The 23,002-nt window shown below is 46.7% G+C and carries 20 protein-coding genes; 19 read left to right on the forward strand and 1 reads right to left on the reverse strand.

All coding sequences use genetic code 11. The features are described from left to right. Positions 1 to 156: 156 nt before the first annotated feature. The 15 genes from J8Z23_RS16295 to J8Z23_RS16365 all read left to right on the forward strand — a co-directional run bounded on the left by J8Z23_RS16295 (position 157) and on the right by J8Z23_RS16365 (position 17,094). Positions 157 to 1,368 carry a thiolase family protein gene (locus J8Z23_RS16295; protein ID WP_258505107.1) on the forward strand — a complete coding sequence of 404 codons (1,212 nt, stop codon included), beginning with the start codon at positions 157 to 159 and terminating at the stop codon, positions 1,366 to 1,368. A 23-nt stretch (positions 1,369 to 1,391) separates the two neighbouring features. After that, positions 1,392 to 2,885 (forward strand): CoA-acylating methylmalonate-semialdehyde dehydrogenase, encoded by a 1,494-nt coding sequence (locus J8Z23_RS16300; protein WP_258687412.1) that lies wholly within the window; start codon positions 1,392 to 1,394, stop codon positions 2,883 to 2,885. A 19-nt stretch (positions 2,886 to 2,904) separates the two neighbouring features. Next, positions 2,905 to 4,059 (forward strand): acyl-CoA dehydrogenase family protein, encoded by a 1,155-nt coding sequence (locus tag J8Z23_RS16305; RefSeq protein ID WP_434635532.1) that lies wholly within the window; start codon positions 2,905 to 2,907, stop codon positions 4,057 to 4,059. Between the two features lie 38 nt (positions 4,060 to 4,097). Further along, complete coding sequence (locus J8Z23_RS16310) at positions 4,098 to 4,883, forward strand: enoyl-CoA hydratase (protein WP_434635533.1); 786 nt, start codon at positions 4,098 to 4,100, stop codon at positions 4,881 to 4,883. Between the two features lie 8 nt (positions 4,884 to 4,891). Then, entirely contained in the window at positions 4,892 to 6,031 is a 1,140-nt protein-coding gene (locus J8Z23_RS16315) for an enoyl-CoA hydratase/isomerase family protein (protein WP_048625200.1), read from the forward strand. 11 nt (positions 6,032 to 6,042) lie between these two features. Then, the gene (mmsB, locus tag J8Z23_RS16320) at positions 6,043 to 6,948 is read left to right on the forward strand and encodes a 3-hydroxyisobutyrate dehydrogenase (RefSeq protein WP_005390978.1); all 906 of its coding nucleotides are present in this window, start codon (positions 6,043 to 6,045) and stop codon (positions 6,946 to 6,948) included. A gap of 110 nt (positions 6,949 to 7,058) precedes the next feature. Next, positions 7,059 to 7,817, forward strand: coding sequence for an SDR family oxidoreductase (locus tag J8Z23_RS16325; RefSeq protein ID WP_065646176.1), 759 nt, complete (start codon positions 7,059 to 7,061; stop codon positions 7,815 to 7,817). A 791-nt stretch (positions 7,818 to 8,608) separates the two neighbouring features. Continuing rightward, positions 8,609 to 9,490, forward strand: coding sequence for a ubiquinol oxidase subunit II (gene cyoA / locus J8Z23_RS16330; protein WP_005388604.1), 882 nt, complete (start codon positions 8,609 to 8,611; stop codon positions 9,488 to 9,490). 5 nt (positions 9,491 to 9,495) lie between these two features. After that, complete coding sequence (cyoB, locus tag J8Z23_RS16335) at positions 9,496 to 11,532, forward strand: cytochrome o ubiquinol oxidase subunit I (RefSeq protein ID WP_434635534.1); 2,037 nt, start codon at positions 9,496 to 9,498, stop codon at positions 11,530 to 11,532. Then, positions 11,522 to 12,124 carry a cytochrome o ubiquinol oxidase subunit III gene (cyoC, locus tag J8Z23_RS16340; protein ID WP_005375782.1) on the forward strand — a complete coding sequence of 201 codons (603 nt, stop codon included), beginning with the start codon at positions 11,522 to 11,524 and terminating at the stop codon, positions 12,122 to 12,124. Before cyoB ends, cyoC begins: the two co-directional genes overlap by 11 nt. Next, a complete protein-coding gene (gene cyoD / locus J8Z23_RS16345; protein ID WP_012842490.1) occupies positions 12,124 to 12,435 on the forward strand; it encodes a cytochrome o ubiquinol oxidase subunit IV in 312 nt (103 codons plus the stop codon). Before cyoC ends, cyoD begins: the two co-directional genes overlap by 1 nt. Continuing rightward, positions 12,396 to 13,316, forward strand: a complete 921-nt coding sequence (gene cyoE / locus J8Z23_RS16350) for a heme o synthase (protein ID WP_197710231.1) — start codon at positions 12,396 to 12,398, stop codon at positions 13,314 to 13,316. Before cyoD ends, cyoE begins: the two co-directional genes overlap by 40 nt. A 123-nt stretch (positions 13,317 to 13,439) precedes the next feature. Then, positions 13,440 to 13,853, forward strand: coding sequence for a hypothetical protein (locus J8Z23_RS16355; RefSeq protein ID WP_256952347.1), 414 nt, complete (start codon positions 13,440 to 13,442; stop codon positions 13,851 to 13,853). Between the two features lie 217 nt (positions 13,854 to 14,070). Beyond that, positions 14,071 to 15,174, forward strand: coding sequence for an NADH:flavin oxidoreductase (locus J8Z23_RS16360; protein ID WP_434635535.1), 1,104 nt, complete (start codon positions 14,071 to 14,073; stop codon positions 15,172 to 15,174). A gap of 534 nt (positions 15,175 to 15,708) precedes the next feature. Further along, positions 15,709 to 17,094, forward strand: a complete 1,386-nt coding sequence (locus tag J8Z23_RS16365) for an FAD-binding oxidoreductase (protein ID WP_434635536.1) — start codon at positions 15,709 to 15,711, stop codon at positions 17,092 to 17,094. Between the two features lie 105 nt (positions 17,095 to 17,199). Here J8Z23_RS16365 and J8Z23_RS16370 read toward each other — a convergent pair whose 3' ends face one another. Beyond that, a complete protein-coding gene (locus J8Z23_RS16370) occupies positions 17,200 to 18,090 on the reverse strand; it encodes a LysR family transcriptional regulator (RefSeq protein WP_104973784.1) in 891 nt (296 codons plus the stop codon). Between the two features lie 155 nt (positions 18,091 to 18,245). Between J8Z23_RS16370 and J8Z23_RS16375 the strand changes: the two genes are divergently transcribed. From J8Z23_RS16375 to J8Z23_RS16390, 4 genes are all read left to right on the forward strand, one after another. Next, positions 18,246 to 18,644 carry a RidA family protein gene (locus J8Z23_RS16375; RefSeq protein WP_005375789.1) on the forward strand — a complete coding sequence of 133 codons (399 nt, stop codon included), beginning with the start codon at positions 18,246 to 18,248 and terminating at the stop codon, positions 18,642 to 18,644. 72 nt (positions 18,645 to 18,716) lie between these two features. Further along, positions 18,717 to 20,177 (forward strand): aldehyde dehydrogenase family protein, encoded by a 1,461-nt coding sequence (locus J8Z23_RS16380; RefSeq protein ID WP_434635537.1) that lies wholly within the window; start codon positions 18,717 to 18,719, stop codon positions 20,175 to 20,177. Between the two features lie 69 nt (positions 20,178 to 20,246). After that, the gene (locus J8Z23_RS16385; RefSeq protein ID WP_005390958.1) at positions 20,247 to 21,236 is read left to right on the forward strand and encodes a membrane dipeptidase; all 990 of its coding nucleotides are present in this window, start codon (positions 20,247 to 20,249) and stop codon (positions 21,234 to 21,236) included. A 109-nt stretch (positions 21,237 to 21,345) separates the two neighbouring features. Next, positions 21,346 to 22,947 carry a BCCT family transporter gene (locus tag J8Z23_RS16390; RefSeq protein ID WP_005390956.1) on the forward strand — a complete coding sequence of 534 codons (1,602 nt, stop codon included), beginning with the start codon at positions 21,346 to 21,348 and terminating at the stop codon, positions 22,945 to 22,947. The last annotated feature ends 55 nt before the right edge of the window (positions 22,948 to 23,002 follow it).

The raw sequence follows: 23,002 nt of genomic DNA on the forward strand, positions 1-23,002 counted from the left end.
TAGTGCTATGCTTACGTAAACGTCAAGAAATCGCAGTATGAAAGTTTGTCAGTGAGAAAGGGCGACAAAGACTGGCGTAGCACTTGGTAAGCAATGTCATGCAAGGGCGTTATCAGTCAGTCTAGTGTTCACATATACCTCAAGGGAATGCGAATCATGGAAAAAGACATCTGGATTGTCAGCGCGAAAAGAACGCCGATCGGGCGCTTTCAAGGAAAGTTGCAAACTTACTCCGCTCCCCAATTAGGCGCACTGGCGATCAAGGCGGCAATGCACGAAGTGAATGTGACATCTGTAGATGAAGTCTTCATGGGATGTGTGCTCCCTGCGGGTTGTGGGCAAGCCCCGGCGAGACAAGCGGCAATTGGTGCGGATTTACCCATGAGTGTAGGGTGCACGACTATCAATAAAGTGTGTGGTTCCGGCATGAAGAGCGTCATGTTGGCGCACGATCTTATCAAAGCTGGAACGATTCGAACTGCCATTGCTGGTGGTATGGAGAGTATGACCAATGCGCCGTATTTATTGAAAGAGGCGAGAAAGGGAATGCGCATGGGCCACCAGTCGACGTATGACCACATGTTTCTCGATGGATTGCAAGATGCGTACGAAGGGCACTTAATGGGTGTTTATGCTCAGCACGTCGCAGACAGGCTTAAGTTCACCAGAGAGCAAATGGACGAATGGGCAGTGATGTCGGCAAAACGTGCGTTGGAAGCTCAAGAGCGAGGCTTATTTGCCGACGAGCTCTCACCGATTGAACTCAACACCAAGTCTGAACAAGGAACGCTGGATTACGATGAGCACCCGCGCTCGATTGATCTGGATAAAATCCCTCAACTCAAACCTGCATTTGATAAAAAAGGCACGGTGACCGCTGCTAATTCGAGTGCGATTTCCGATGGCGCTGCAGCGCTTGTTCTAATGGATGAAGAGACTGCGCTCCACCAAGGTCTTGAGCCACTCGCCGTTATCAAGTCTCACGCCACACACGCCAGAAAACCTGCTGAATATACCTTGGCTCCCGTTTATGCGATTGAACAGTTGTTGTCCCAGTTGGATTGGTCAATTGACGAAGTGGATCTGTGGGAGATAAATGAAGCCTTTGCTGTTGTGACACAAATCGCGGTAGCAGAACTTGGGCTTGATATAAGCAAAGTCAATATTAAAGGCGGAGCGTGTGCACTGGGGCATCCGATAGGCGCAAGTGGCGCACGAATTCTGGTGACATTGATTCATAGTTTGCGTCAGCTACAAGCTTTAGGTACCGACGGTGATCTAGACGCCAAAAAAGTGATGCGAGGCGTTGCGTCACTTTGTATCGGTGGTGGAGAGGCAACGGCGATAGGCATTGAAATACCGCTTTAATTGAAATCAGAAAGGAGTAAATGATGACTCGTTTAGTTCCCTTGTTTATTGGTGGAGAGTTTCGTGAATCTCAAACTTCGGATTGGATCGAGGTGACCAATCCTGCCACTAATGATGTCATTGCGTACGTTCCCTGCTCAACGGACCACGAGATGGAAGCCGCCATTGATAATGCGAAAGAGACATTCCAATCCTGGAAGGAAGTGGCAGTATCCGAGCGTGCCAGAGTCATGCTTCGTTATCAGCACCTTCTCAAAGAACATCATGATGAGCTTGCCACACTACTTTCTCATGAAACGGGTAAGATTTTAGTGGATGCTAAAGGCGATGTGTGGCGAGGCATAGAGGTGGTTGAGCAGGCTGCAAACATTGCCAGCAATTTGATGGGCGAAACCGTCGAAAATGTTGCCACGGATATTGATAGTTACTCAATGATTCAGCCCCTAGGTGTGTGTTGCGGCATTACGCCGTTTAACTTTCCTGCCATGATTCCGTTGTGGATGTTCCCAATCGCCATCGCTGCGGGCAATACGTTTGTGCTTAAACCCTCCGAACAAGTGCCGTTGACCTCTATTCGTTTAGCCGAACTATTTGAGCAAGCTGGCGCGCCGAAAGGAGTGTTGCAAATCGTTCACGGTTGCAAAGACCAAGTCGACTTTCTGCTGGCTCATCCTGACATTCGAGCGGTGTCATTTGTTGGCTCGGTTCCTGTTGCCCGTTATATCTACACCACGGGTACGAAACACTTTAAACGCGTTCAAGCTTTTGCTGGTGCTAAAAATCACATGGTGATCATGCCTGATGCGAACAAAGAACAAGTGGTGAATAACCTAGTGGGGTCCTCCGTTGGGGCGGCGGGGCAGCGTTGTATGGCGATTTCTGTTGCGGTATTTGTCGGCGATTCAAAACAATGGATTACAGACCTTAAACAGGCAATGGCGAAAGTACACCCAGGGCCTTGGGACGATGAGCAAGCTGCTTATGGTCCTCTCATCAGTGAGCAAGCTAAACAACGCGTATTGGACTTAATTGAAGATGGCAAACAACAAGGCGCAGTGTGTGAACTGGATGGCAGTCAGTGTGAAGTGGAAGGCTTTCCCGATGGAAACTGGATTGGCCCAACCTTGTTTAGCGGTGTAACAGCGAATATGTCGATTTACACGCAAGAGATATTTGGCCCCGTTTTAGTTTGTATGGAAGTCGAAACGTTGCAAGAGGCCATTGAGTTGGTGAATCGCAACCCTTACGGTAACGGCACTTCCATATTTACCGCTAATGGTGCTGCTGCAAGAAAATATCAGCATGACATTCAAGTCGGTCAAGTGGGGATCAATGTGCCAATTCCAGTCCCTTTACCATTTTTCTCCTTTACTGGTTGGAGAGGCAGTTTCTATGGCGATTTGCATGCGTATGGTAAACAAGCGGTACGTTTTTATACCGAGACTAAAACGGTGACGGCACGTTGGTTTGATGACGATATTCCAACGGGGCCTAATTTGACCATCCAACTGCGCTGAGTGAATAGAAGGAGCTTTTATGGACTTTGAACTTAATGAAGATCAACGTGCATTTGCCGATACCGCTCAGCAATTTGCCTATGAGCGTTTAGCACCGATGGCGGCGGAGTGGGATGAAAAACAGATCTTCCCCAAAGACGTATTGAGAGAGGCGGGAGAACTGGGGTTTCTCAGCCTCTACACTCCAGAAGCGCAAGGTGGCCTAGGGCTGAGTCGCTTGGATGCTTCAATTATCTTTGAACAACTGGCCATGGGATGTACGTCCACTACGGCGTTTATGACGATTCACAACATGGTCAGTTGGATGATAGCCAGTTTTGCTACCGATGAAGCCAAAACGCAGTTCTGTCCGAAATTAGTTACGGGGGAGTGGTTAGGCTCCTATTGCTTAACTGAGCCCAACGCAGGATCAGACGCCGCTGCACTGACCACTTCCGCTACAAAAAAGGGAGATAAGTATGTCCTCAACGGTGGCAAAACCTTTATCTCTGGCGCAGGAGAGACAGATGTTTTGGTCGTGATGGCGAGAACCGGAGAAGCGGGGGCCAAAGGCGTGTCTGCATTTGTTGTTCCTGCTCAAACAGATGGTATCAGCTATGGGCGCAAAGAACCCAAAATGGGTTGGAACAGCCAACCAACACGAGCGGTTACTTTTGAAAATGTCGTTATTCCAGCTAGCCATCTACTGGGCGAAGAAGGGCAAGGTTTTGTCTTTGCGATGAAAGGGCTTGATGGAGGGCGTATAAATATTGCGACCTGCTCCGTCGGTACGGCTCAACAGGCCCTTAATCAGGCGGCACGGTACATTCAAGAACGTAAGCAGTTCGGCAAACCGCTTGCGCAGTTTCAAGCCTTACAATTCAAATTAGCAGACATGGCGACAGAGCTAGTGGCTGCGCGGCAGTTGGTGCGCTATGCCGCCAGTAAGCTCGACCGAAATGACCCGGATGCCACGGCTTATTGCGCGATGGCAAAACGGTTCGCAACCGATGTAGGCTTTCAGGTTTGCGACCAAGCGCTGCAGCTTTATGGCGGCTATGGTTACATCAAAGAGTATCCAATGGAGCGTCATTTCAGAGATGTGCGTGTGCATCAAATTCTGGAGGGAACGAACGAAATTATGCGCTTGATCATCGCGCGCCGTTTGCTCTCTGAGGAATCGGCCTTGCTGTAGCGAAGTATTGGATTTGCTCATTGAGAAAGGATTCAGATATGCCATTAACCCAAGAAGCCATTCAACATACGATCGCTAATCACGTTGCGGTGGTGACAATGAACAACCCGCCAGCCAATACGTGGACAGCAGAGAGCCTCAAGGTACTGAAGTCGCTGATACTCACACTTAACAATGATAAGCAGGTCTACGCACTGGTTTTAACCGGCAGTGGAGAAAAGTTTTTCTCTGCAGGTGCGGATCTCAAGCTATTTTCTGATGGTGACAAAGCGGTTGCGTTAGACATGGCGCGATGCTTTGGTGAAGCTTTTGAAACGCTCTCGGAATTCCGTGGTGTTTCCATTGCCGCCATTAATGGTTACGCCATGGGCGGAGGTTTAGAAGTGGCATTAGCTTGTGATATTCGAGTAGTTGAAGAGCAAGCGGTACTTGCTTTACCTGAAGCCAAAGTCGGACTTTTGCCCTGCGCTGGCGGTACCCAAAATCTCACAGCGTTAGTAGGGGAAGGCTGGGCAAAGCGCATCGTTTTATGTGGAGAACAAGTCAGCGCTGACAAAGCAAAAGAACTAGGCTTGGCTGAGGAGTTGGTTCCCAAAGGCGAAGCGTTAAGTAAAGCGTTGGAGCTTGCTGAATCTGTTGCGAACCAGTCACCATCTTCTGTCGCCGCATGTAAGGCGCTCATTCAAAATATGCGCTCTGCGCCACTTAAGCACGGCTTAATGAAAGAGCGAGAGTTGTTTCTGAATCTTTTTGATACGGAAGATCAAGTTGAGGGTGTTCGCGCCTTTTTAGAAAAACGCCCACCGCAATGGAAAAACCGATAGGAGGCCACATGGCAGGGATGGTAACCATCAGTGAAATAGAGTGCTTAGATGGCGTGCACCGCATTGGTATCGCAACGTTAGACAACACCGCTTCATTGAATGCATTGACGTATGACATGTTGGTCCAACTCAACGATCAGCTTATCAAGTGGCAAGACGATCCGCATGTGACTTGTGTGGTACTCACTGGCGCTGGAGAAAAAGCATTCTGTGCTGGTGGCGATGTTCGAGCTATGTATCACGTCATGCATAACGAGAGTAAAGAAAAAATCGTAGAGTTCTGTACGGACTATTTCTCGTTGGAGTATGAGTGTGACTATCTCATCCACACTTACAACAAACCTATTATCGGTTGGGGAGAAGGTATTGTCATGGGTGGTGGGATGGGGCTTTTTATGGGAACTAGCCACAAAGTTGTGACAACAACATCACGCCTTGCTATGCCAGAAATTAATATTGGACTGTATCCCGATGTGGGAGGTACATGGTTTTTAAGCCAGATAGATCCGCAAGTGGGTTTATTCCTCGGATTGACAGGTTCCATGGTGAATTCAAGTGACGCTGTCACTATTGGTTTGGCCGATTGGTTACTGTTGGAAGAGCAGTATCCCACCTTACTGGATGAGCTAAAGCGGCTCCAGTGGGGCAAAGAAGATGCGAAAGAGTTGGTAACTGCGCTACTACAATTAATGGAAGAACAGGTTATTGATAGCAAACCAACCACGCAAATTTGTCCATACTTAGATCAGATAGAGGAAGCGTGCAAAGGCTTTGATCTTAATGCGATAGCACAGCGAATCATGGCTATCGAAGGGAACAGTCAGTGGATAGAAAACGCGAAACAAACGTTCGCCGCGGGCAGTCCAATCACCGCGCATATTTGCTTCAGACAAGTGAAAGAATACCACAGCTTACCACTTGCAGATTGCTTCCGCTTGGAGCTGAGTTTATCGGTTCGCAGCGCCTTATTAGGTGAGTTTAAAGAGGGCGTCCGTTCTCGGCTTATTGACCGGGATGGCGAACCTAACTGGATGTTTAACAGTGTCAGTGAAGTCGATGAAGATGTCATCGATACCTTGTTTACCTCACTTTGGCCGGATGACGAACATCCGCTTGCTGATTTGGGTGAACAAACACTAGGTCAATAAGGAGAATGATCATGAGTACCATCGCATTTATCGGTTTAGGAAGAATGGGGCATCCGATGGCGCAAAACTTATTAGCGTCTGGATTTAACGTGCAAGTATTTGATGTCGATAGCGAAGCGGCAAAGCAACTTGCACCTTTTGGTGCGGTGGTGGCGAGCTCTATTGAGGAAGTCGTGGATGGTGCAAGCACAGTCATCACGATGCTACCAGCAGGTTCTCACGTTCGTTCCGTGTATCTTGGTGACTTACACGGCGGCGTAGGTGTCCTCAATCTTGTCTCGCCAAGTACCTTGATGATTGATTGTTCAACCATTGATCCGGACTCCGCGCGATTAGTCGCCAATGAAGCGGCAAATAAACGCGTGTTGTTTGTCGACGCGCCCGTTTCGGGTGGCGTTGCCGGCGCTAAAGCGGCGACATTAACCTTTATTGTTGGTGGCTCGGATGAAGCATTTTCTAAAGCCAATGCCATTTTGCAGTACATGGGAAAAAATGTTTTCCATGCCGGTAAAGCGGGCGATGGTCAAATGGCGAAAATCTGTAACAACCTTATGCTTGGCATTTTAATGTCTGGTACGTGCGAGGCGCTAAATCTAGGTATCGATCATGGACTCGATCCAAAAGTGTTATCAAACATCATGCTTCAAAGCTCTGGCCGAAATTGGGCATTGGAGCTTTACAACCCTTGCCCAGGCGTGATGGACAGTGCACCAGCCAGCAACGATTACCAACCGGGCTTTATGAGCAAACTCATGTTGAAAGATCTCGGTTTGGGGTTAGATGCGGCGTTACAAACACACTCTTCGGTTCCGATGGGCTCACTGGCGCGTAATTTATATTCTTTCCACAACGCGAGCGGCCACGGCGAGCTCGACTTCTCAAGCTTGTTTGAGTTTTACAAGAGTAAGAAGGGCTAGACTGAGTTTTGCTACAAAGCAGTCTGAAATGGTGAAGTAAATCTCATCATTTCGGACCACCGAAACAGGCTTGAAATAGGGAACATTATTAGCGACGGAGTGCAGTAACTATGGATATTAAAAATAGTGTCATTGCCATTACAGGTGCAGGGCAGGGACTTGGGCAAATGATGGCAATTACGCTTGCTCAAGCCGGAGCAGATTTAGCGTTATTAGATGTAAACGCTAGCGGCTTAATGGAAACACAAGAGCAGTGCCGAATGCTGAGTGCAAAAGCGTTGACTTATCAAGTGGATGTAACGAGCGAAATCGACGTTGAAACCACGTTTGACGCGGTTATCCAAGATTTTGGCCAACTCAATGGGCTAGTCAATAACGCTGGCGTGCTAAGAGATGGGTTACTTGTAAAATCAAAAGACGGCGTGATCAGTAAGATGTCTTTGGATCAATTCAATTTGGTCATGAACGTCAACGTTACGGGGACATTTTTGTGTGGGCGTGAAGCTGCCGTTAAGATGATTGAGAGCGGTTCACAAGGCGTTATCATCAATATTTCTAGTGTCGCGAGAGCAGGGAATATCGGTCAAACCAATTATTCTGCATCTAAAGCGGCGGTCGCAACCATGGCGACGACGTGGGCCCGTGAGTTAGCAAGATACGGTATCCGCGCGGCGGCGATTGCACCAGGTGTGGTGCATACCGCGATGGCAGAACAAATGAAACCAGAAGCCATAGAACGACTAGAAAAGATGATCCCAATTGGAAGGATGGGTGAAACAAGTGAAATCGCACATGCAGTAAAATACATTCTTGAGAGTGATTACTTTACTGGCAGAGTTTTAGAAGTGGATGGAGGCATTCGCATGTAAAGCCCTAGGGTTAGGCCCCACAGACCGGAATGACAAGCTTCTTTCCCTTTCAACATTTCCTATTTTTCCGAGAGCCAGTTCTGGGCAACGTAAGTGTGTTTATTACTCATGTTTGGATTCGCCCTGCGAATGGTTTGCCAAAAGTAAATAATGAGAAGTAAATACCACTCAAATACTAAGTGAAATCATTAATTTGACATTGATCACAATTTTCCACTTTTAATTTCCCCTTCGTACTCAAGCTATCTATGTAAATGCAGTTGATAGTCAGTCTCATCAAAATGAATTTGCAACTGTCTGTTTCAAAAGACATTAACTGTGAAGCACGTGAAATTCGTGTTGAGGTTAATCTCCTATTTTAAGTATGTGGGTTTCATTAATGGAAGGTTAGTTTCCAGTTGTGGCTAATGAGCTTTAACTTTTTACTCCTCATAATGCGCCAAATGTAACATTGTGTTTCAAAGTGTAACAATAAACTCACACTAATAGTGTGGTTTTGATCTCCACTCAATTCCGTTTTGTTTCGCTCTGATCCCGACGTTACTCATGCTCAACACATAAACATTCTAATGACCATAACAACTGGTTCTTAGCTTGATACCAATCGTAGCAAGTAATTGTTCATTCTAGCTGGTTAAGATGTTTGATAACGGCGCTGAAAAATTTGTAAGTAGAATAACTACTTATCAAAATTTTTGCCTTTTTATCAAACATTCCTCTGCGCTGTTTCTGAGCTCTTATTTACTGTGATTGGCATTGGTTTTGAAACCAGACAACCATCGAGAAAGTTAATGGAAGCCTCAAGATATAAACGCATCTTGTCGAGGGGAAGTTTGGCGTCCGTCATACTTATGCTCTCAGGATGTAATTCAGCTTTACTTGACCCCAAAGGTGCCATTGGTGTGCAGGAAAAAGAGCTAATTATTACTGCTCTTTTGCTGATGTTGATCGTTGTAATCCCTGTGATTTTAATGACGATTTACTTCGCTTACCGATACCGCGCCTCTAACACTGAAGAAGAGTACGCTCCCGAGTGGTCACACTCGACCAAAATCGAAGTGGTGGTATGGACAATTCCAATCATCATCATTGCGATTCTTGCGACGATCACATGGCGTTCGACTCATGAACTAGAGCCCTCCAAACCATTGGAAAGTGATGTTAAACCAATGACGATCGAAGTGGTGTCACTCGATTGGAAATGGTTGTTCATCTATCCAGAAGAAAACATTGCGACGGTGAACTATGTGGCGTTCCCGAAAGACGTGCCAGTGCAGTTCAAACTGACTTCGGACAACATCATGAACGCGTTTTTCATCCCTCGTTTAGGTACACAGATCTACGCGATGCCAGGAATGGTAACCAAGCTCAACCTGATAGCGAACCACGAAGGTGACTACAAGGGTTTTGCATCGAACTACAGCGGCGAAGGCTTTTCGCAAATGAAGTTCACAGCTTCAGCAATGTCTGATCGTGCTGCGTTCCTAAATTGGGTGCAGAAAGTGAAGGCGAGCCCTGATCGTATTGAAGATTGGGAGCAATACAGCTCACTGGCAGCGCCAAGTATCGCAGAGCCAGTCACTTTGTTCTCTAGCGTTCCTCCGTTCTTGTTCACCGACGTTGTGACTCAGCATCCTGGTTCAATGAACTGTTTGCCTGAAAACCAAGGATAATCGTAATGTTTGGAAGATTAACTCTTGATTCAGTTCCATTCCACGAACCTATTATCGTCATCACCTTAGCGGTTGTGGCGCTGGTTGGTTTAGCCGTAGTTTACGCGGTAACTAAAGCCGGAAAGTGGCAATATTTGTGGAATGAATGGTTTACTTCAGTAGACCATAAAAAACTTGGCTTCATGTACATCGCAGTAGCGATGGTGATGCTTGTTCGTGGTTTTGCTGACGCAGTCATGATGCGTAGTCAGCAACTCCTTTCTTCTGCGGGTGAAGCAGGTTACTTGCCACCGCATCACTACGATCAAATTTTTACTGCCCATGGCGTGATCATGATCTTCTTCGTAGCGATGCCATTGGTCATTGGTCTGATGAACATCATCGTGCCATTACAGATTGGTGCGCGTGACGTAGCTTTCCCGTATCTGAATAACTTGAGCTTTTGGCTGTTTGTTGTTGGTGTCATTCTAACAAACATGTCTCTCGGCTTGGGTGAATTTGGTCGCACCGGCTGGCTAGCGTATCCGCCGCTTTCAGGTATTGAGGCCAGCCCAGGAGTCGGGGTCGACTATTGGATTTGGGCGCTGCAGATATCAGGTGTCGGTACGACGTTAACAGGCGTGAACTTCTTCGCGACCATTTTGCGTATGCGTACACCGTCTATGCCAATGATGAAGATGCCAGTTTTCACTTGGGCGTCTCTGTGTGCAAACATTTTGATCATCATTTCATTCCCAATCCTAACGGTGACTATCGCTCTGCTAACGCTGGATAGATACCTAGGCATGCACTTCTTTACCAATGATCTTGGCGGCAACGTAATGATGTACGTCAACCTGATTTGGGCTTGGGGCCATCCAGAAGTGTACATTTTGGTCTTGCCAATTTTTGGTGTGTTCTCAGAAGTCACCGCAACCTTCTCGCGTAAAAAGTTGTTCGGTTACACATCGCTAGTTTGGGCTACCGTAGTTATCACGATTCTTGCGTTTGTCGTTTGGCTACACCACTTCTTTACGATGGGATCTGGCGCGAACGTAAATGCCTTCTTCGGTATTGCCACGATGATTATTTCTATCCCAACAGGGGTGAAGATCTTCAACTGGCTATTCACCATGTACAAAGGTCGCATTCGCTTTACGACGCCAATGATGTGGACGGTGGGCTTCCTGATCACCTTTACTGTTGGTGGTATGACAGGCGTACTCATGGCTGTTCCGGGTGCAGATTTCGTTCTGCATAACTCAGTATTCCTGATTGCTCACTTCCACAACGTTATCATCGGTGGTGTGGTGTTTGGATGTTTCGCTGCGATCACTTACTGGTTCCCGAAAGCGACAGGTTTCACCATGAATGAAACTTGGGGCAAACGTGCGTTCTATCTTTGGATTATTGGTTTCTTAATGGCGTTCCTACCGCTTTACGCGCTGGGCTTTATGGGGATGACTCGTCGTTTAAGCCAAGACATCAACCCTGAATACTTCCCACTGTTGTCGATTGCCGCAGCAGGTACGGTTGTGATTGCGCTGGGCGTATTGTCTCAGTTCATCCAAATTTACGTGAGTATCCGTGACCGCGAGCAAAACCGTGACCTAACTGGTGACCCGTGGGGTGGTCGTACTCTTGAGTGGGCAACATCGTCTCCACCGCCGTTCTACAACTTTGCGCACCTACCAAAAGGTGATGTGCTGGATGCCTTCTGGTACCAGAAACAAAGTGGCGAGTTCGATCCAACTAAAGAAGTGGAATACGAACGTATTCATATGCCAAAAAACACGGCAACAGGCATCTACGTGTCGGCTTGGTCGCTCCTATTTGGCTTCGGCATGATTTGGTACATCTGGTGGCTAGCGGCGGCAAGTTTGGTCGGTATTATCGTGACGTGTATTCAGCATAGCTATAACGATGATGTGGATTACTACGTGGAAGTTGAAGAGATCAAAGCAATTGAGGCCGAACGTCGAGCTCAGCTTGAAGAAGCGAAGAAAAACTCAGTGAAAGACAGCGAAAGTAAAGATGATCTGGAGGTGACGTATGCAAACTAATATCGCAGCACATCACGACCATGATCACCACCATGACACGAATGGCAACAAGCTATTTGGCTTCTGGGTTTACCTGATGAGTGACTGTGTACTGTTTGCGACCTTGTTCGCAACATACGCTGTGCTGTCGAGCAATTCAATTGCGGGCCCAACAGGTAAAGACATTTTCGAACTCCCATTCGTGTTTGTCGAAACCATGCTGCTGCTGTTTAGCAGTATCACATTTGGTTTTGGCATTATCGCGATGAAGCGCAACAACGTTGCTGGTCTCAAACGTTGGATGTTAGTAACGTTCGCGCTTGGTCTTGGCTTTATCTGTATGGAGGTCTATGAGTTCCATCACCTGATTGAAGAAGGCTATGGTCCACAAACAAGTGCATTCCTATCGGCATTCTTTACGTTGGTTGGTACGCACGGCCTGCACGTAACCTTTGGTCTGATTTGGTTAGCGGTAGCGTACCATCAACTGTCGACGAAAGGTCTGAACGACAATATGGCAATGCGCTTTAACTGCTTAAGCCTATTCTGGCACTTTCTAGATATCGTCTGGATTTGTGTCTTTACCATCGTTTACTTACTGGGGGTAATGTAATGGATCAACATGTAGAAACCAGTGCATCAGATTATGTGAAAGGCTTCATTGCCTCACTGATTCTGACGGTAATTCCGTTCTACTTTGTTTGGACGAAATCATTACCAGATACAACAACCTATGCGATTCTATTTGGATGTGCATTAGTGCAGATATTTGTTCACTTCAAATACTTCTTGCATATGGAAACAAAAACATCCGACGGACGTTGGAACCTTGTATCACTGATGTTTACCGCCATTGTTGTACTTATCCTTATCGCTGGCTCGGTATGGATCATCTACAACATGAACGTCAACATGAAGTTGTAGGTCAAGGTATGCTGAAAAGTTATTTGTCTATCACCAAACCGGGCATTATTTTCGGCAACCTGATTTCTGTTGCGGCGGGGTTCTTCCTCGCCGCAAAAACAGAACCAGCCAGTCTAATGTTGTTCGTTACAACGTTAGTTGGTGTGGGGTTAGTCATCGCTTCAGGTTGTGTGGTGAATAATATTTTCGATCGTGATATCGACCAAAAGATGGCACGTACACGAAATCGTGAAACAGTGAAAGGTAACATCAATATCGATATTGCGTTTGTTTATGCGCTTGCTTTATTGCTGGTAGGCACCGCACTGTTATTTATCCGAGTGAACCCACTATCCGCTGTCGTCGTTTTGCTTGGCTACGTGTATTACGTGTTCTTTTACACGATGTGGTACAAACGTAACTCGGTGTATGGAACCTTAGTGGGAAGTATTTCAGGCGCAGTCCCGCCATTGGTGGGTTACTTGGCGGTAACAAACTTCATTAGCTTGGAAGCGATTTTACTCTTTACCATGTTCTGTCTCTGGCAAATGCCGCACTCGTACGCGATTGCCATGTTCCGCATGCAAGACTACCGAGAAGCCGGGATTCCCGTATTGCCAGTTAAAGAAGGTATTCATAAAGCGCAGCGACACATGAAAGCGTATGTCGTGGCGTTTGGGGCCGTATCGTTGGGGTTATTTTTACTTGGTGAAGCCGGGTATGAATACTTAGCGGTTGCAGCGGTCGTTTGCTTTATGTGGACGAAAGTGACCTTTCGCAGCATTGATGACAGCAACTACATCGCTTGGTCAAAGTCGGTGTTTAAAGTCTCACTGCTAGTGGTGATGGGGATCAGTGGTGTACTAGGATTAGAGCTTATTCCGTTGCCGTTTATTTATTGAGTTTGAAATTCTTTAATATCACTTCCATGTAGCTCCCATTCTGAGAGCTACATGCTTTGCTAGACTCGAATTCATGCCTAAAAGAGATAATATGATTATCCCTTTTTACTATGGTCGTGGTTCATGTTCCGTCGTTTTACTCTTCTTCCAATTGTTGCAATTTCTTCATGCGTATTAGCCCAAGTTCCGTCCTCGGTTAGCTCCGTGGAAACTTATCGTATTGGAGATACTCTTGTTAGGCTTATTATCCACAACATGGAGATTAATCCAGTGATTGAAGTCGATACAATTAATCGTTCAGATTATGAAATAAATGATGTATTTCGAGTTTCCTCCATTTCTCTAGATAATGAAAAACTGGATTTCAACCAGAGTGCTGGCGTTTTTGTAGAAGAATATGGAGTGCGTGATAATAAAGTATTTTTCGTGCTTGATTACTTTTACCTACATGGGGGAGGAAGCGTTCTTGTGGATTGTGAAGTCTCATTCGAAAAAGAGAAGATCTTACCCCCAGAATGTAGAGTGAAGGTAAACTGAGAAATCGGCCGAGTTGCTTTGCTTACAAGCTTATCTTACTAAACCTTAATCCAGATTAAAGTTTTGTCACCCACGAGGCATTAAGGTGCGCCTGTAGTTTGCAGGTCTCACGGATTCAGAGAAGGAACAGCCATACGTTGTGTATCGCTGTTCCTTTTTTGTTCTTGGTTACTTGGGAAAAGATAGAACCATAAAGACAACATTAAGAGGACTGGTTTTGAGCATTTTGTTTTCCGAAGCCCGCATTGGCAACATGACCATAAAGAACCGTTTTGTGCGCAGCGCAACGTGGGAAAACATGGCGACTGAAAATGGCCACATGACGGATAAGCTTTACGATATTTACGAAGAGTTGGCGAAAGGTGAAGTGGGTCTAATTGTTACTGGTTATGCCAATATCGTGGAAGAAGAGAAACCCAACGCTGGGATGATGGGGATCTACAACGACTCTTTTATTGAAGAATACAAAAAGCTAACAGAGCTAGTACATCAACACAATTCTAAAATCGTAATGCAAATTGCTTACGGTGGCACCAAAACCACCTACAGCGTCGGTGAGCGTGTCATCTTCGCTCCGAGTGACGTGCCTGAGCGTGGCACGAATACGCAAGGCAAAGCGATGACTAAGGACGAAATCGACTACATCGTAAAGGCATTCGCATTGGCGAGTAAACGTGCTCAAGACGCTGGTTTTGACGGCGTAGAGATACATGCGGCACACACTTACTTAATTAACCAGTTTTTAAGCACGTACTATAATCGTCGCGAAGACGAATACGGTGGTAGCTTAGAAAATCGCATGCGTTTCCTTTTAGAAATTTTTTCTGAAACCAGAAAGCTGGTTGGGAATACTTTCCCAATCCTTGTGAAGCTTACCGCGACAGAATTCTTTGACGGCGGTTTAACGTTCGATGAAACTCGCGTCGTTTGTAAGAAACTCGAAGAAGTGGGCGTTGATGCGATCATCGTGTCTGGCAATATTCACGGCAAAGCAAACGAGCTTGTTGGTGAAACGTTCGATGGTTACACACTACAAGAAGAAGGCTATTTTCACGAATATGGACATGTGATCAGTCAAGATGTGAGCGTCCCGGTGATTACTGTCGGCGGATTGAGTGACATTGATGCGATTGAGAAAATTGCAGAAGACACAGATATCCAATTTTTCGCTGTGTCACGTCCTTTATTGGCTGAGCCTCAGTTAATAAAGCGCTGGAAAGAGGGTAATCGAGCGCCAGTGGATTGCGAGCGTTGTTCAAAATGCCGAACCAAACGTGGTAACTTTTGCGTGGTGTATAAGAACCGAAATCGTCGTAAATAACCCATCTTAAGTGGCGGTATGTCACTGATAAATAGCGCAATAGTCTTCTAAAGCACTAAGAAGGCTATTCAATTTCATTCAATATCACTGCCTCTAACGGCTATTCACTATTCACTATTCGCAGTCTAAAATATTTTTATAATCCTATTTAATTGATAAATAAAGGTAATATAATTAATTATTAAAAATATTAATTATAAGACAAAGTTTCATATCTGAAACTAAATTGCATTCTAAACTTACAATGAACTTATTAATAATTAGGTGCGAGTGTCACGCAGGGTAAAGAATACAGAAGGTGCTTTGAGGTGCGGTATCATCGCGATAACTATCTGATTTTTATAACTGTGTTTCAGCTTTATCGAACCCAAGAGAGTAAGGGAATTTGTGACCCTACGGTATTGTTACTGTGGGGCCTTGTTTATTTTCTGAAAATAGCTACTCAAACGTCACGTTTAATTGTGAGGGACTTGTATTAGCTTGTCGTTGCATTGTGCTTTGCAAGCCTCATGTAAAACGTGAGAGGCAACTAATATGAATAGTCTAGAAAATGCAACCATTGAACACTTCAAAAATCAATTTCAGGGTGATGTTGTTTTGCCCGGAGATCCTACGTACGACGAAGTTCGTCAAATCTGGAATGGCATGATAGATCGCAGTCCCGGTGTTATCGCTCGCTGCAAGTCTGCCGATGATGTCGTGATGGCGGTTAACTTTGCTCGGGATAACAATCAGCTACTTTCGGTCCGAGGTGGTGGGCATAATATTGCGGGCAATGCGGTTTGCGATCATGGTGTGATGATCGACTTGTCGCTTTTGAATCATGTTCAAGTGGATGAAAGCGAAAGAAGGGCTTTCGTTGAACCTGGCTGTACGTTGGCTGATGTCGATGAGGCCACACAAAAATATGGATTAGCAACGCCTGTCGGCATTAATTCAACCACGGGAATTGCGGGGTTAACGCTTGGTGGTGGTTTTGGTTGGTTGAGCCGAAAATATGGTATGACGATAGACAACTTGGTCTCTGCAAATGTCGTAACTGCAGATGGTCGTCAACTGCTCGCGAATGAGACAGAAAATGCCGATTTGTTCTGGGCGTTACGTGGGGGCGGCGGTAACTTTGGTATCGTTACGCGTTTTGAATTCCAGCTACATCCTGTCGGTCCAGAGGTGTTAAGTGGTCTCATTGTCTTTCCATTTGAGCAAGCGACATCCATTATCACCCAGTTTGCGAAATTCACTGAGTCGGCCCCTGATGACCTAAGTGTCTGGATGGTGAGTCGGAAAGCGCCGCCACTCCCATTCTTACCTGAAAGCGTTCACGGTAAAGAAGTGGTTGTACTCGCGATATGTTATGCGGGTGACCCGGCTGAAGGTGAGAAGTTAATTGCACCGTTGAGAGAGTTTGGTGATGCACATGGTGAGCACGTTGGTGTACAGCCATTTGCGGCGTGGCAGCAAGCGTTTGATCCATTGCTTACTCCGGGCGCACGTAACTATTGGAAATCGCACAATTTTAACTCGCTAAGCGAAGGTGTGATTGATGCAGCGATAGAATACGCAGGTAAGTTACCATCGCCTCAGTGTGAGATTTTTATCGCCTCTCTTGGCTGCGCTGCCTCTAGACCTGAGCCTGAGTCTATGGCTTATTCTAGCCGTGATGCAAACTATGTATTAAATGTGCATGGAAGATGGGACTCCGCAGAAGATGACCAAGCTTGTATCGCGTGGGCGAGAGACTTTTTTGCCAAAACCAAACCGTATGCCAGTGGAGGTGCGTATATCAACTTCCTTACACAAGACGAAGCTGAACGTACAGAGTCTGCCTACGGTCCAACCTTTGCGCGTTTACAAGCAGTGAAGAAGAAGTTTGATCCAAATAACTTGTTCAGAATGAATCAGAATATCAAGCCAGAATAAGTGCAATAAGAGCGTCGTCATTTCATATGACCGGATCTGTCACTTAATATCAAATAACAGTGGCTCTAAAATCTAATGGAGCCACTGTTAGCTAAAACCTTCGAACTACGTCTCTTCATCTTGATAGTTTAGATAACGTACACACAAATCATGAAACGCTTTTGCTTGAGGCGAGATCGTGCGGTCGGTCAACGTAAAGATACCAATTTGCCTTTCAAGCGGTGGATCGATAAGTGGGATCCAAACCAAGCGTGTTTCATTGGTTGGGAAAGCAAGCTTCGGTAGGGTCGTGACACCAATCCCAAGCTCTAAGACAGAAAACAGCGAAGTGATATTCTCGACCGAATAGAGCGCTTGCTCACTCAGTGCTCTGGCTGGGGTTGGATCGAGAAGCGTACAGGTGCCGTTACGAATAAAAGGTTGTTCGAGCAAAGTTTGCCACTCGATTCCCTCTGTTTGATTGGCAATCGGGTTATCTTTTAAACACACCACGCCAATGGGGTCGGACAACAGCGGTGTAAAGTCAATGCCGCCCTCATCAAGGTGAGAGGGGTTACCGAGCGCCAAGTCGACTTCACCGGAGAGTAAGCGAGCCTCGACGCCCGCCGCGTTATCGTCGATCAAGCTTACTTCTACATTTGGATACTGCTCGCAAAAGGCACCCAACACGCTCGGGATGAGTTTCGCTGCAACAGAAGGAACGCTCGCAATTCGCACTCTCCCTTGCTGTCCGGCCGCGGCAGCTTTGAGATCGTTGTCCAGCGCACTGTAGATATTGAGAAACTGAACCACCTTGGGCAAACAAATCTCACCAAAAGGCGTTAATTTGGTTTTGTTGCCGGGTTCAAACAGCGTTTGTCCTAGCATTCTCTCTAGCTCTTTTATCGACGTGGAGAGCGCAGCCTGAGATCGATTTGCACGATGTGAAGCGGCTCGAAACCCACCTTCCTCGACTACCATCACAAAATGCATTAATTGTTGAAGCTTAATACTCATCCCTAATGCCTCTTAATCCCTTTATTTACGTTATTCTCAATGAGGTGATAAGTTTTATTTATCAAATGTAAAAAATTTACCGTTAGATTTATCGCCTGTCAATGTGCATCATTTAACCATATTGAAACAAAGCTGTTACAAAGGTTGAAAGGCACGTGAATACTCCTACTAAAAAACACCCAGTTAAAACCAGTCTATTTGCTTCTAAAGCGCCGCTTGAATGGGCGATTGTTAACAATGGAACTCTGTATACGGCTCAAATTCCTATTGATGACACAGGCGCGGTTGTGGAAGGCGGCATCGAAGCACAAACACGTCAAACCTTTAACAATCTCATTCACACCCTGGAGTGTGCAGGGGAGTCTTTGGACTCTGTATTGCAGGTCCTGATTTACGTGACCGACAGAGAATACTTAAAAACCGTTAACCAAGTGTACGCGGAATATTTTGAAGCGCCGTACCCAAATCGCGCCGCCATGGTGGTTGCAGGGTTAGCACGAGAAGAAATGTTGGTGGAGTTTGTCGTCTACGCGTCGGCAAGCCAACCAGAATAAATCCAACAAGAATAATTGAGATCAGTGAGTGGGTGGCTTGCCATCACAAATCGGAAGAACAAGGAAAGAACCATGACTTTTATTAACAATGTTCAAGCAGAAAAATCCCTCTATATAGCAGGTGAATGGCAATCTGGCATGGAAACCATCGTCAATATTAACCCTTCTGATATCAGCGAAAACATTGGCGATTTCGCACAAGCGAGTGTGTCGCAAGTAGAGCAAGCGATTCAAGCGGCTAAATCAGCGCAGCTAGAGTGGGAAAAAACACCAATCGAGCGCAAACAAGCAGTGCTGCAAGCGATTGGTGATGAGCTCATTGCACGATGTGACGAATTGGGCACCTTGCTTTCGCGTGAAGAAGGCAAGCCATTTGCTGAAGGTCGAGGTGAGATTTACCGTGCCGGCCAATTCTTCCAATACTTTGCTGCTGAGGTACTGCGTCAAATTGGCGATAACGCTGCTTCCGTCCGTCCAGGTGTCTCCGTTGAAGTTACTCGCGAAGCCGTCGGCGTTATCGCCATTATCTCTCCTTGGAACTTCCCAACAGCAACAGCGGCTTGGAAAATCGCGCCAGCACTTGCGTTTGGCAATAGTGTCGTCTGGAAGCCTGCCAACCTAACTCCAGCAAGTGCCGTTGCACTGACTGAGATTATCCATCGCCAAGGTTTACCTGCTGGCACGTTTAACCTCGTTTTGGGTAGCGGTTCGCAAGTTGGTAATACCCTTATCAATTCGAAAGATGTGAACGGCGTGAGCTTCACTGGTTCTGTGGACACAGGCCGTAAAGTCGCCGCGGCAACGGCACCAAACTTTGTGCGTTGTCAGCTAGAGATGGGCAGTAAAAACGCGCTCGTAGTGGCAGATGATGCAGATATTCAAATTGCGGTCGAAGCAACAATCGCAGGCTCATTCTCGGGTGCAGGTCAAAAATGTACCGCGTCTTCTCGTCTTGTGGTTATGGACGGAATTCACGACGCGTATGTTGAAGCGCTAATCAAACGCATGAGCGAATTAAAAGTGGGTCACGCACTGGAAGAGGGCGTATTCATGGGCCCTGTTGTTGATGGTAACCAGCTGAATGCGAACTTTGAGTGGATTGAAAACGCACGCCAAGCAGGCGCGGAGCTGGCTTTCGGTGGTGAGCGTCTGAGCCTAGAGCATGACGGTTACTATATGTCACCAACCCTGTTCTTGAACACACAAAACAGCTGGGAAGTGAACCAAGAAGAAGTCTTTGCACCAATGGCAAGCGTGATTCGCGTTTCTGATTTGGATGAGGCGATTGCAGTCGCGAACGATACGCGCTTTGGCCTGACAGGCGGCATTATCACGCAAAGTCTGCGCAATAGCGCGATCTTCAAACAGCAAGTCCAAACGGGCTGCGTCATGGTTAACTTGCCAACTGCGGGTACAGATTATCACGTCCCATTTGGTGGCCGTAAAGAATCTAGCTTTGGCCCTCGTGAGCAAGGGCAGTACGCCAAAGAGTTCTACACCGTGGTGAAAACCGCTTATCAGCGCCCTTACTAAGAACAGCAGGGTAGCTGATGGTGTCAGTTACCCGCACTGAAAGGCTAAGAAATTGTTTAAGGAGTGGTTATGTACCAACAACGGATTGTGATTGACGGATTGCAGTACTGCAATTGGGATCGAGAGTATTTCCAAACGCTTAAGGCGAGTGGCATTACCGCTGTTCATGCCACCATCGTCTACCACGAAACTGCGCGCGAAACCTTAACGCGTTTTGCTGAATGGAACTTGCGCTTCGAGCAAAATGCGGACCTCATCATGCCTATTTATTCAATGGCAGATGTAGAAAAAGCCAAAGCAGAAGGCAAAGTCGGCATCTTCTTCGGCGCGCAGAATTGCTCACCTATCGATGATGAAATTGGTCTGATTGAAGTGATGCGCCGCCAAGGTCTGCTGATCATGCAATTGACCTACAACAACCAAAGCTTACTGGCGACAGGTTGTTACGAACAAAACGATTCAGGTGTAACTCGCTTTGGTAAGCAAGCGATTGAAGAGATGAACCGAGTCGGGATGATCATTGATATGTCCCACAGTGCAGAGCGTTCTACGTTGGAAGCCATCGATCTTTCTTCGCGTCCAATTTGTATCAGCCATGCCAACCCGACGTTTGCGCATGACGCACTGCGTAACAAGTCCAACACCGTGATCAAAGCACTGACGGAGCGCGGTGGTTTGATTGGATTCAGTTTATATCCGTTCCATTTGCCAAATGGCAGCCAGTGCACGCTGGATGATTTCTGCCAGATGGTTGCGAAAACCGCAGACATGTTTGGCGTTGACCATTTAGGTATCGGTAGCGATTTGTGCTTAAACCAGCCGCAACAAGTGTTGGAGTGGATGCGCAACGGTCGTTGGTCAAAAGCGATGGATTACGGCGAAGGTTCGGCAAGTAACTCGGGATGGCCAGATGCGCTGCCATGGTTCTGCGGCAGTGCAGGGATGGAGAACATCTACAACGGATTAATGCGTCACGGATTCAGTGAATCTGAGGCAGGAAAAATATTGGGTGAAAACTGGTTTAACTTCCTCAAAGAAGGATTAGAGCCTATTTCATAGTACACCCAAAATTAGGAACCGCCTGCCTACATAACAACAATACGGCAGGCGTAAAACTCACATTTGTAGCCAGTCTTTGGCAGCTGCAAAGAACCTCTGGAGCCAGAGTATGTCTGATTTAACCAATAGCATGAAAGCTTCCACGATGAGCGTGTCATCGGGCAAGTCAAAAGCAACACACAACACATCAACAACAGAAAACACGACGGACAAATTAGGACTGAATAACCCGGCCTTTTGGTATAGCGGTGGTTTTATCGCGTTGTTCGTTGCTATTGCACTTTATGACGGCGAGTTGTTATCTACGATCGTTAACGCCGGCTTTGGCTGGGCAGTTCAGGTGTTTGGTCCTTACTGGCAGTTACTGCTGCTTCTCACTTTTCTTATTGGTCTTGGCTTGGCTGCAGGGCGAACAGGCAAGGTGATGTTGGGCGGGATTGCAAAACCAGAAATGGACTCTTTCCGCTGGATGGCGATTATTTTCTGTACCTTATTGGCTGGTGGTGGCGTTTTCTGGGCCGCGGCTGAGCCTATCGCGCATTATGTTAGCCCGCCACCTCTATACGGCGCGCAAGATAACCCGCAGCAAGGTGCGGTGAATGCGTTGTCGCAATCCTTTATGCACTGGGGCTTTCTGGCTTGGGCGATTGTAGGTAGCTTAACTTCCATCGTGGTGATGCACCTGCATTACGACAAAGGCTTACCGCTAAAACCCCGTATTTTGCTTTACCCAGTCTTGGGCGAACGAGCACTTAAAGGCCAACTCGGTGCATTGATTGACGCATGCTGCATTATCGCGGTAGCCGCGGGCACCATTGGTCCAATTGGGTTTCTTGGCTTGCAGGTTAGCTACGCGTTAAATGCATTGTTTGATATTCCTGATGGCTTTACGACTCAGCTTATCATCATCTTGTTTGCGATTGCGCTTTACACCTTGTCAGCACTCAGTGGATTAAGCCGAGGCATGCAACTGCTTAGTCGTTACAACGTGATTCTGGCAATGGCATTGATGGTTTACATCCTGTTTTTTGGTCCTACGAATTTTATCTTTAACGGATACATTCAAGGGGTCGGAAGCATGTTGGATAACTTTATCCCAATGGCGACCTATCGCGGTGACGAAGGTTGGCTAAGCTGGTGGACAGTATTTTTCTGGGGCTGGTTCCTTGGTTATGGTCCGATGATGGCAATCTTTATTGCGCGTATTTCTCGTGGTCGCACTATTCGCCAAGTTATTTCAACCATCAGTATTGTGGCTCCGCTCACCACCTGTTTTTGGTTCACGATTGTAGGCGGCTCTGGCCTTGCGTTTGAAATTGCTGAGCCGGGTAGTGTGAGTGCGGCGTTTGAAGGCTTTAACTTGCCAGGTGCTTTGCTTGCGGTGACTCAGCAACTACCAATGCCAATGCTGACTTCAATTCTATTTCTGATTTTAACCACGATCTTCATCGTCACGACGGGCGACTCAATGACCTACACAATCAGTGTCGTGATCAGTGGTGAAACGGAGCCGAATGCGATCATCCGTACCTTCTGGGGCGTAATGATGGGTGTGACAGCTCTGATCCTGATTTCGCTTGGCTCTGGCGGCATCTCTGCACTGCAATCTTTCATTGTGATTACCGCGGTTCCGGTTTCGCTGATTCTGTTGCCGTCACTTTGGAATGCACCGCAAATCGCAATCAAAATGGCGAAAGAGCAAGGGCTATAACAATTATCTAATTCAAACAACGTGGAGCTTGTGCGGGTGTTTTCCTCCTACATCC

Source organism: Vibrio sp. SCSIO 43086, from assembly GCF_051132235.1.
Classification (GTDB): domain Bacteria; phylum Pseudomonadota; class Gammaproteobacteria; order Enterobacterales; family Vibrionaceae; genus Vibrio; species Vibrio diabolicus.